7 protein-coding genes are annotated in these 9,846 nt (G+C 65.2%); 2 read left to right on the top strand and 5 right to left on the bottom strand.

Annotation, left to right across the window (positions count from 1 at the left end):
* Positions 1–49: 49 nt before the first annotated feature.
* A complete protein-coding gene (locus LH128_RS15285) occupies positions 50–580 on the bottom strand; it encodes a hypothetical protein (protein ID WP_008830556.1) in 531 nt (176 codons plus the stop codon).
* Between the two features lie 409 nt (positions 581–989).
* Here LH128_RS15285 and LH128_RS15280 point away from each other — a divergent pair, with 409 nt between their 5' ends.
* Positions 990–1,544 (top strand): hypothetical protein, encoded by a 555-nt coding sequence (locus LH128_RS15280; protein WP_008830555.1) that lies wholly within the window; start codon positions 990–992, stop codon positions 1,542–1,544.
* 103 nt (positions 1,545–1,647) lie between these two features.
* A complete protein-coding gene (locus tag LH128_RS33465) occupies positions 1,648–1,806 on the top strand; it encodes a hypothetical protein (protein WP_172705071.1) in 159 nt (52 codons plus the stop codon).
* 90 nt (positions 1,807–1,896) lie between these two features.
* On the opposite strand, the gene LH128_RS15275 is transcribed toward LH128_RS33465, so the two are convergent.
* From LH128_RS15275 to LH128_RS15260, 4 genes are all read right to left on the bottom strand, one after another.
* On the bottom strand, positions 1,897–5,355 hold the full coding sequence (locus LH128_RS15275) for an ATP-binding protein (RefSeq protein WP_008830554.1): 3,459 nt from the start codon (positions 5,353–5,355) through the stop codon (positions 1,897–1,899).
* Positions 5,356–6,603 carry a metallophosphoesterase family protein gene (locus LH128_RS15270; protein ID WP_008830553.1) on the bottom strand — a complete coding sequence of 416 codons (1,248 nt, stop codon included), beginning with the start codon at positions 6,601–6,603 and terminating at the stop codon, positions 5,356–5,358.
* A gap of 226 nt (positions 6,604–6,829) precedes the next feature.
* Positions 6,830–9,127 (bottom strand): ATP-binding protein, encoded by a 2,298-nt coding sequence (locus LH128_RS15265; protein ID WP_008830552.1) that lies wholly within the window; start codon positions 9,125–9,127, stop codon positions 6,830–6,832.
* Positions 9,128–9,510: 383 nt separating this feature from the next.
* A partial coding sequence (locus LH128_RS15260; protein ID WP_008830551.1) for a hypothetical protein occupies positions 9,511–9,846 on the bottom strand: 336 nt, incomplete at its 5' end.

Here is a 9,846-nt window from a genome sequence, read left to right as displayed (position 1 = left end):
GGGCACATGCTGCATCTCCTGCTGGCGCGGAAAATCCTTGCCTTCGCCTTCACCCCTCCCCCTTCCCTTTCGCGGCCTCGGGCAGATTCAGGATGTCAGCGAGTGTCGGAGGCACTGGCCTTCGGGGGCGACGGCCGAATGCGAGGCCCTGTTTTGCGGCATATTTGTGAAGAGCATCGACTTCACGGCCGAGGGCCGCGGCAAGGTCTGTGAGGCTGATGCCATGCTCATGCGCGATCCGCAGGGCGGCCAGATGGTCGCTCGTCCAGCGCTGACGCCCTTCATGGGCAAGGCCGAGGATATTCGCGCGGGTGAAGATGGCCGCGCGCGTCCGGCCCATCTGGCAGGCAAGTTCAGGCGTCGGGATCTTGCCGTAGTCGCGGCGAAGCCGAGCTTCGTCGGCCTCGGACCAGTCAGGACCAAGGCGGAAGCCTTTGGACCGGGCATGGGTGCCGCGAAGGTTCAGATATTCCGCTCGCCAGCGGATCGAGAAGAGCGATCGACCCAGACGATTGCGAAGAGGCGTCAGGCTGGCGTTGTCGCGATAGGCTTTGATGAGCAGTTCATCTTCCTCGGGCATCCAGGCGCGGCCCCAACCCTTGCCCTGTGACACCAAAGATAGACCAAGATGATAGCTTGGGCAAAGAGTGACTAGACTTTATGGCGTGTGTAGCGTCATCAAGGCAGGGTAGCGAGAAGCAACTATGACGGACGCGAGGCCAAAAATGCTAGTCGAACTACCGTTCGAAAAAAGACGATACATAGCTGTGGTGAGCAATGAGGACTTCGACAAGCGGACGGTGCCCCCAGAGCCGGATGGAAGTGTTGGATCAGTATGGCCGGTACTCGGGATGGTCGCCTCGGCGTTCATACCTGGCGGGCTCCTCTTACGGGGAGGACTGGCCTTAACGTCATTCGCTGCTGGGATTTATACAGCGAACCGTGGGAGCAAATCGCACCCGGCGTCAGAATCGGTGATCCCAGTCACCATGCAGCAAGCAACCGAGCTGACGTTTCGTACTGGTTCGGCCGAAGTGGGACAGGTCTATGCCGCTAATCCGGTCAGCGACATGATTTATTATCAGATCGGGTCTTACAACGATGATATGGTAGACCATAAGCTCAGCGAACTTGAGCGATTGCTCAACTCGCTCGGCGCAAAACATTATAAGGTCAGTTATCAGGATAGCGATAGCTCGCAAAACACCGCATCTGCGAAAGTTAAACGCGTTGCAAGCGGAGGGCTTGAAGCTGAATTGACTAGAGCCCGCAAGCGACGCTTCGAGCGCAGCGGGACCTCCGATGGCAGGGAACCAGCCCTACCGAACAACTTAATGTGGTTTCATCGTGAGCCTTCTTGGCAGGCATTGGCTGAGGCTCGCCTGCAAGGCGGCCGAAGAGAATTCGCCCTGTCCGTCGAGTTGGAACAAAGTCTCAAACTCTCCGCAAAAGCGTTAGCGGATATCAAGGCCATGAAACTGAACGTGGAGGCTGGACACCATCGGAGTACGAATTTGGCGCTGTCCGTCACAGGTAGCTTCTAGGTGTCATAACCGACTGGTTGTGACACCTGCTAAACAGCCGCTTTCTGCCCCTCGGAGCTGAAAACGGCATGTCAGTAAGCGGCTCAACTTCGGGCGCAACCCGATGACCGATCGGGAAGTTCTGTGTGTCGGCTATTGGGAAAAGCTGCCGAAGGAGGGGCAGCCGACGAACGGCGCATTCTGGTCGGGTGCCGCCGGAAGCGGAACGCCGCTTCGTGGGACAAAACTGCCGATCGCCCCCGTCGCTGAGAACGACCGGTAACGCTGAAACCGGCCATTTTTGGTGTAGCGAAGAGCCTGCGCGGCTGCCCTTTTGGGCCTGAACGCCGGAAAAAGCTTAGCGGCTCGGGTCTCAACCCAGAGTACATTCCGAGTGGATGTCGGCCCCAACTACCGATCGCGCGATCGACGCTAGATGGGGATGGTGGGTGAAGAAGAGGACCTGCGTCGACCTAGCGAGCTCTGCCAGCACTCGAAAACCCGCTTCGGACCGGTCGTCGTCGAAGTTGACGAAGAGATCGTCGGCTAGGAACGGCAGACGCACGCCCGCTGCGACAGACTGCTCGACGGCGGCTAGGCGCAAGGCGAGGAACAGCTGGTCGGTGGTTCCCTCGCTCATGGCGCCGACCTCGACGACGGTCCTGCCGTCGTTACGGACTCCGAGGAGTCGCGGCGAGGCGGCGTCGCTGTCGATCCGCAGCGCCGCGTAACGTCCGATCGTCAGGATCGAGAAGAGCTCCGAGGCGCGGATCAGCATCGGATCCTGATGTTGCTCGCGATATCGCTCGATCGCCCAACGCAGAGTCACCGCCTGGGCCCGCTTCAGGATGTATTGCTCGGAAAGGACCCCCAGCTCCGCTCGGGCCTGACCCGCGTCCGTGGCAGCGTCGATGGCGCTCTCTCCCTCCTGCTCGAGATTGGCGAACGCCCTCCGTGCATCGCCGAGCCGACCCGCCGCGGCATCCACCTCGGCGTTTAGGTCCACCAGTTGGGATGCGAGCGTCTGCGTCTTGGCCGCCAGCCCGTCCGGATCGATGCCGTCAAGGGAGCCGAGGAGTTCCGCAAGACCCTTGCCGTCGCCGGCTGATGTGATCGCCGTCTCGGCATCCCCGACCGCCTCCCGGAGCGCTCTGACTGCGCGAGATCGCGCGATGGCGGCCGCGAGCTCGTCGACGCCTTTCGAACCCGTCTCCTCCATCAGGCTGCTGAGGGAACCCATGGCCGCCGCTAACCTCGCCTCCTCGGCCGCCACCTCTTCATTGCGGGCCTCCATGGTGGCCTTCAGGGCGTCCATGACCTTAGCCGTGGCGCGCGCGGAGGTCAGGCGGCTCCGTAGCGCGGTCAGCCGCTCCTCCGGATTTTCGGACGCGGGGATGCCGAGGGCGTCGGCGGCCGCGTGGACCCTGGCGTCGTGGTCGGCCGCGTCCCTTTCCATCCCGTCGAGCCGTCCCTGCAGGTCCGATAGGGCCTCGATCTCGACGCGCAGCTCTTCGAGTATGTCGAGCGCGGTGGTCGCGTTCCCGAGATCAAGGTCGAGGCCAGTCTGTTCGAGCTGCTGGCGCCACTGGGCTTCACGGTCGGCCGCCGCGTCCTCGAGTCGCTTCCTGCGTCGTCCGAGGGTGTCGGCCTCCTGCTCGATACGGGCCGCGGCGGCCTCGTCGAGCCGTCTCTGCTGCTCGGCCGCCTCAAGGTCGGCCCGCAGTCGCTCGGCGATCGCCAGGATGGGCGCGATCTCGGCGGCATCCGACGGCGCGGCGACTTGAGGGAGACATGATGCGAGTGCCTGTCGCACCTTGGCCCGGCGGACGTCGGCCGCCTCGGCTTCCGCCATCGCCGCGACGGAGGCGGCGTACGCCGCCTCGGCAACATCCCTCGCGGCGTTCCAGGCGACAAGGCGCGTCGGCTCCATATCGACATGGCACGCCGCCTCCAGCCTCTCCCGCCAGACGCTTCGTTTAGTGTCAACGCGCTCCTCCGCGCCCTTCGCGCGAAGCTCCGCCTGCTCCGCATCGAGCATGAGCTTCGCGACCCGGTTCTGCATGTCGGCGAGACGGCTCGACTCGTCGGCCGCCGCGAACCGCAGGTCACTGAGCTGGTCCGCCTCTGCTAGGGTGGCTTCGAAGACCGTGACAGCTCCGCCCGGCGCGGCAACTGGCGCCGCGGTCAGGATGTGATCGCGGAGCGGGCGCCAGTGTTCGTTGCGGGCGGTGCGCGCGCTGTGGATCTCCTCCGCGGAGACGGCGTTCCCGGAGGCGAGCTGCTCCATTTGGAGGGAAAGGGCCGCAGCCTCCTCCCGGGCGCGGCCGGCGGCGGCGGTCTCCCGCTCGGCTTCGGCCAAGATGTTCGCCATGGCCGTCCGCGCTTCATCAATCTCCGCCTGTCCGATTCGGGGGAGCTCCAGGAGCGTCGCTGCGTCGCCGCTCCAGGGCGCCAGCCGCGAAAGCGACTGCGCCAGGGTCGTCGAGGCTGTGTCGGCCGTGCTCCGCAGGGACTGGCAGCGGGCGTCGATGTCGGCACCGAGCGCGAGCGCGGCGTCGACGGCGGCGATGACCGGCTTCAGGTCGCTATTCGGATCATCGTCGGTCTTGCGCGGGAGACCCGAGGCTGCCCTCCGCCGTTCGTCGAGCTCCTCCTCGCTCTGCGCAATCTGGGCGAGCGCCGACCTGTCCTCGATGTGCGAGAGCGCGAGTTCGCGCAGCCTGGCGCTGGCGATCCGTGACGGTGGATCGGCGGCAAGCGCGCCAGCCTCCTCCCGCAGGCGTTCGATCCGGCCGGTCCGCGTAGCGCGCTCGGTCCTGAGGCGGACCATGTCGCTGCTCGCCTTCGCGACAGCCCCCGAGGCACTCACGAGCGCGTCGACGAGATCCGCCTGAGCCAGTATCGCCTCGTCCGCCACAAGCGCATCGACGCGCTCGGCTGCTTCCTCAGCCAGCTTCGCCGCGGCGGCCTTCGCGCGGCCCGCCGACGCGGCCTCGGCCATCGCGGCTTCCGCCGCCTCCTCGCGCTGTGCAGCGAGCTCGATGGTCGCGCCGTGTGCCTCGAGGGCGGCCAGGTGTTCCGCCCGCAGGCGCGCCGACGGCGCAATTCGGCGGATCCGTTCCGCGCGGCTCATCTCGGCGAGCAACTCGTCGCGCCGACGTTGGGCCTCGTCCAACGCGGCCTGCGCGGTCGCCACCGCCGTCCTCGCGTCGGTCCAGATCCTCGGTCGGAGCGACCTGTCGCGGATGGAACGCAGGCCCGCCTCAAGTTCGCGCTGAGCGACGGTGAAGGAGCGTCTGTTAGACGCGCGTGGACCCCAGATGGCGTCCGCTTCCTCCTCCAGTCGCGCCAGCTCGTCCGAGACTCCGGTCAGGCCGGAGCCGGCCGCGAACAGCGCCCGGCCAAGGTCGTTGCGGGCTTCGACCATCGCCTTGCCGCCGGCCCGCAGGCCCTCCTGGTCCAGGCTGAACGAGAGACCGAAGGTCTCCCTCGTCTGTCCCCTGAGCATCGCGAGGAGCGCGCCCTCGTCGATCGGCCGGTCATCCGGACTCAGGAGCGAGGCTTTTGGGGCCTTCTTGCGTCGGCAGGCGAGCGTGGCCCCCTCGTCCTCAAGCACGGCGCCGACCCGCAGGAGCGAGTAGTCGTACATGAAGTTGTAGGGCGATCGGCCTGGGAAGCCGAACAAGAGATCCGACACCGCGGCGAGCGACGTGGTCTTGCCGGCCTCATTCGCGCCGTAGATTATGTGCAGGTCCGGTTGGCCGTTGCGGAACGAGAGCGTGCAGTCCTCAAAGTGGCCGTAGCGCTCGAGCGACAGGTTTGCGAAGCGCACCTACGCCTCTCCAGTCAGGCGTGACCGCAGCGCGAGTGTCGCCGTCTGGAGCACTGCCGTCCAGTCCCCATCGCCGGCGAATAGCCGCAGGCCCTCGTCGTCGGCGTCGTCCGGCGACTGGCCGGTCGCGGTCTGCGTGGCGAGCATGAACGGGGCGAGGTCCTCGGCGAGGAGGGCGGCGAGCTCCGGATCGGTAGCCGCTTGTCCGATGAGGGACGACAGGTCGTCCCCAAGCCGGATCTGCTGCGGCTGCGCGGGCGGCCCGACCAGCACCTTCACCCTTTCGATGAACAGGTCCGGCGATATCGACGCGGCGACCGCGCGCGCGTCGTCGCGGATCGATGACACGCCGTCGTGCAGTGCGCCGGCGTCCGCCGTCTCGCCGGTGAGCGACACCCGTGCGACGAGAGGCAGGCCTGCCGCATCGGCCTGCCAGGTGGAGAGGAGCGATGCGCGCATGAGCGAGGCCACCGCGTCCGCCGCCGCCCCGGTGCAGTCGACCTCGACGTGGGCCCAGCGCAGTACGTCTAACTCGACATGCTCGATGGTGACGACCTGGGCGTCCTCCACCGTCACCATCACCGCGCCCTTAGGCCCGGTCTCGCGGATCGTGCGTCCCTGCGTGTTGCCCGGGAAGACGACGAATGGGTCTTCTGAAACAACCTCGTGCTCGTGGACGTGGCCGAGCGCCCAATAGTCGTAGTGCTTGGACCTGAGGTCCTCTAGGCTGCATGGGGCGTACGCGGCATGGCCCTGGCGTCCGGCTAGCGCGGTATGGAGCACGCCGATGTTGAAGTGGTGCTCGACAGCGTCGGGATAGGCGAGGACGAGGTTGTCGGTAACGGCCGGCGTTGCGAAGCTCTGGCCGTGCACGGCGACGGCGAACTCCGGCAGAACATGAGTCTCCGGACGCCTCGTCCCGAACAGCTTGACGTTGTCGGGCCAAGGGATGCTGCGCGTTAGCACAGACTCCGCGTCGTGGTTGCCGGACAAAAGGAAGACCGGGACGTCAACTTGGGCGAGCCGACCCATTGCCCGCGCGAAGTAGAGGCCGGTTCCCATGTCTTTCCAGTCGCCGTCGAACAGATCGCCGGCGATCACCACGAAGTCGACCTCCTCGTCGAGGGCCCGCTGGACGAGGTTGTCGAATGCCGCCCGGGTCGCACCTCGGATGTCTTCCACCGGAAGTCCCTCGTATCTCGACAGGCCGCGCAGTGGGCTATCGAGGTGAATGTCGGCGGCATGCAAGAAACGGAAGTCTTTAATGGCTCACCCCCATGAGTCGGCCGCGCATTCTTCATCATCACATCGCGTGCGCCAACATGCAGCACAGTTTTGATGCCGACAACTCTGCGTCATTGCAGGCGCTCCTATGAGCAAACGTTGTCGATAGCTATCAGATCTTCGGTCTGCGTTGCCATCAATCCTCGGCGTCCTCCACCGGAATGCCACAGGTTTCGATGGCCAAAAGTTATCAGGTGCAGAGGCCCTTCAGCCGTTTTAGGTGGTTTCCGTCGACGTGTTCCATCGTGGCGAAGAGCGCAGCGGCAGCTCCCCTCGTCTCCTCGAGGGTCATCGTCGAGAAGGACAGCAGGTCGTCGAGGTTGTCGGAGTGGGATTCGACCTGGGTGAGCCGTTCGAGCGCAGCCAGCCTCTCCCTGTCGAGATCGGGATAGTCGGCGCACAGTTTGTCGAGCTGGCCGGGCAGTCCTCCGCCACCCGGACTCTTGAAGGCGAGGAACACGTCGAGCACCCGGCGGATCACGTTCGGCATCATGTAGCCGTGGTCGTCGTAAGCGTCGGGCTGCTCGACGAAGCGCAGCACGTGGCTGAAGAGGAAGTGGTACTCCGAATCGTACTCGCGGAGCAGCTTCGACATCTCGATTATCCTGGAGGAGCGGCGGTGCTCTCCCTCGGGGATCGTGACGTCGATGTAGAGGAACGTGGCGGTCGGATCCTTGCCGGCCGGAGGCCGTGCCTTGCCCTTCCAGGCCTTTCTGAACTCGTTCATGCACTGGAGATTGTGCGTGAGAACGAAAACCTGCGCGGCCTTCTCGAGCCGCGTCCTCACGAGGGAGCAGGCGAAGTTTAGCGCCTTGGTGTCCAGGCTCGAGACCGGGTCGTCCACCACCACGATGACGTCCTTCAGCTTCCGGTTGTCCGCCTCAATGGAGGAGAGGAAGTAGGAGATCGCGATGGCTGTCTTCTCGCCCTCGCTCGGTACGCCGGTAATCGGCGTCCCATGGCGGTGCAGTTCATAGCCTTCGTCGACGGGGTTGATGGTCAGCTCGCCGTGGCCGAGGTAGGCCGCGATGAGCTTGTTAATGACGGCGGCCGCGGGACCGTGCGTCCGGATGCGCTGGCGCAGCTCGCGTGCCTTCTCCCGCAGGGCGGCCAGCTCGTCGGTCTCGACCTTCAGCCTGGCGGTGGCGTCGCCGACGTCTTTCGCTGTCTTGGCGTATTCCTCGCGGCAGTCGACGATGAAGTGGCGGCGGATGGACGTCTCCGCATCCTCCTTCCGCTTCGCGAAGTCGGCGACGCCCTGGTTGTGGGCCGCGATCGTCTCGTTGACGCTCGCGACGCTGGCTGCCAGACGCTCGGCGGTGGCGAGCACATCCGCCTCGGCGGCGACGTCCTTCATGTTCGCGGGAGATGCGGGCCGCTCCAGCTTTGCGGATAGTACGACTTGTAGCGTGCGCAACTGCTCCGCGAGCTGGCGCGCGTTCTGCGACGCCTCCTGCCTCAGGGCCCTGAAGCCGGGCCGCAGCTCGCTGGCCAGATCGTCCACCGCGGGCAGCTGGGCGGCCAGTTGGCCGATAGACCCTAGGAGGTCGTCGAGACGTTCGGCGGTTTTCTTGAGGTGGGCGACGAACTGATCGACCCTGTCGTCGAGCGCCGCCGCCAGCAAGGCGCGGCGTTCCCCCGGGATCTCGTTCCCGCACAGAAGGCAGTCGGCCAGGCCATGGGCGTCGTGGTACTCGTAGCCGCGCTTCAGCCAGAGGAGCATATCCGGGTGCCGCTGCACCTCCTCGAGCGCGACGGTCGCTAGCGACTGGCCGCAGACCTCGGCGATGAAGCGGTAGGCGGTCTCAATCGTGGCCTGGTCGAACGAAAGCGGGTCGAGGCGGGGCATAGGCTCGTCGAGCCTGCGCGTGTCCTCCGCGGCCTTAAGCTCGCCATCCGTCAGCCTAGGTCCGTCATAGTCCTTCCACGTGTCGAAGTCCCTGGCGAGCGCCGGCGCCTCGTACTTCCGGCTGCCCAGATGGAGGCGCGACGCGACGGACTTGGCGCGTTCGCGCTTGTAGCTGGCGAAGGTCTTGTCCGCCGCCGTTTCGGTTGCGGCCGCCGCCTCGCGATTCGCCTCAGCCTTAAGGATATCGCCTTCGATCCTCGTCAGCTCGGCGGCGGCTTCCGCCTGGTCCGCGCCGATGTAGAACACCGGCCTCGCGCGCCCGGCCGCCCATTGGAGGTTCTGCTCGATGTAGTCCGAGTTGAACACGAGCATCCGCTGCTCGAGCCCTTTGGGATTGGTCGGGCACCCGAACGCCACCCCGTCATCTAACGTCACCTCGAACGTGCCGCCCTGCGGGAGCTTTGGGTGCGGTTCACCCGACTCAAGGCTCGCGAACAGCCGCGACAGTGTGCTCTTTCCCGAACCGTTGAACCCGTAGATCAGGTTGTAACGCCGGAAGTCCAGAGATGGTGATCGCGCGCCGCGAGCGGCGTATATCCCCATTCCCTGCAGCGACTTGATGTTAGTGAGGATCCCCATTGCAGGAGTTCAGTCCTTGCCGCGCTTATTGTCAATCTCGAAGCGACCGTAAGACCGATCGCAGTTGAATCCGCGTCGCCGGCCGCAAGCTTCCGAGACGGGGTGCGCTGACTGCCGCTTCGTTGGCAAAGGTCGACTTGAGGCACCTTGCTGACAATCCGATTCGGGGGAGTCAAATGGCAGCTTCTGTCAGGAAGAGACGTTCGCGGTGGCTAATCGAGCGACCGGGTTTGGTCGGCTGCTGCCGGGGTGTGAGCGGCAGCTATCCCACTTTCTGCTCTCTGAACCCGACATTCGCCTATCGGCCAAGGCAGTCTGCCGCGAGTGCACGGAAAACAGGTGTTGCCGACGCCAGCGGTCGCTAGCGCATCTCCGTGCCCGTTCTATTTAACGGGCCCGGGCTGGGGAGTGAACTCGGAAGACGCATAGGCGCGCCAGAGATGGCCTTCGGCCTCGATCTGGTGTTCGAAGGTGCGGATCGAATTTCCGACGGTGACGATCAGGCCCTTCTCTTCATCCAGTTCGATGTGGCCGGGTTCGTAGAGACGGCCAGGCCGGATGCAGGGTTCGTTGGCGCCCATCTCGCAACCGGCGGCTGCGAGGTCGGGCACAGTGATGCCGGTGCAGCGCCACAGGTCGAAGCGTTCGCCTTCGGCGCTGGCGGTCATGTAGCGCTCCCTGGCGATCGTCCATGCCGCGTTGACGTGATCGAGGTCATC

It is taken from the genome of Sphingomonas sp. LH128 (genome assembly GCF_000293195.2).
GTDB classification, from domain to species: Bacteria; Pseudomonadota; Alphaproteobacteria; order Sphingomonadales; family Sphingomonadaceae; genus Novosphingobium; species Novosphingobium resinovorum_A.
This window is presented reverse-complemented; position numbering and strand designations above follow the sequence as displayed.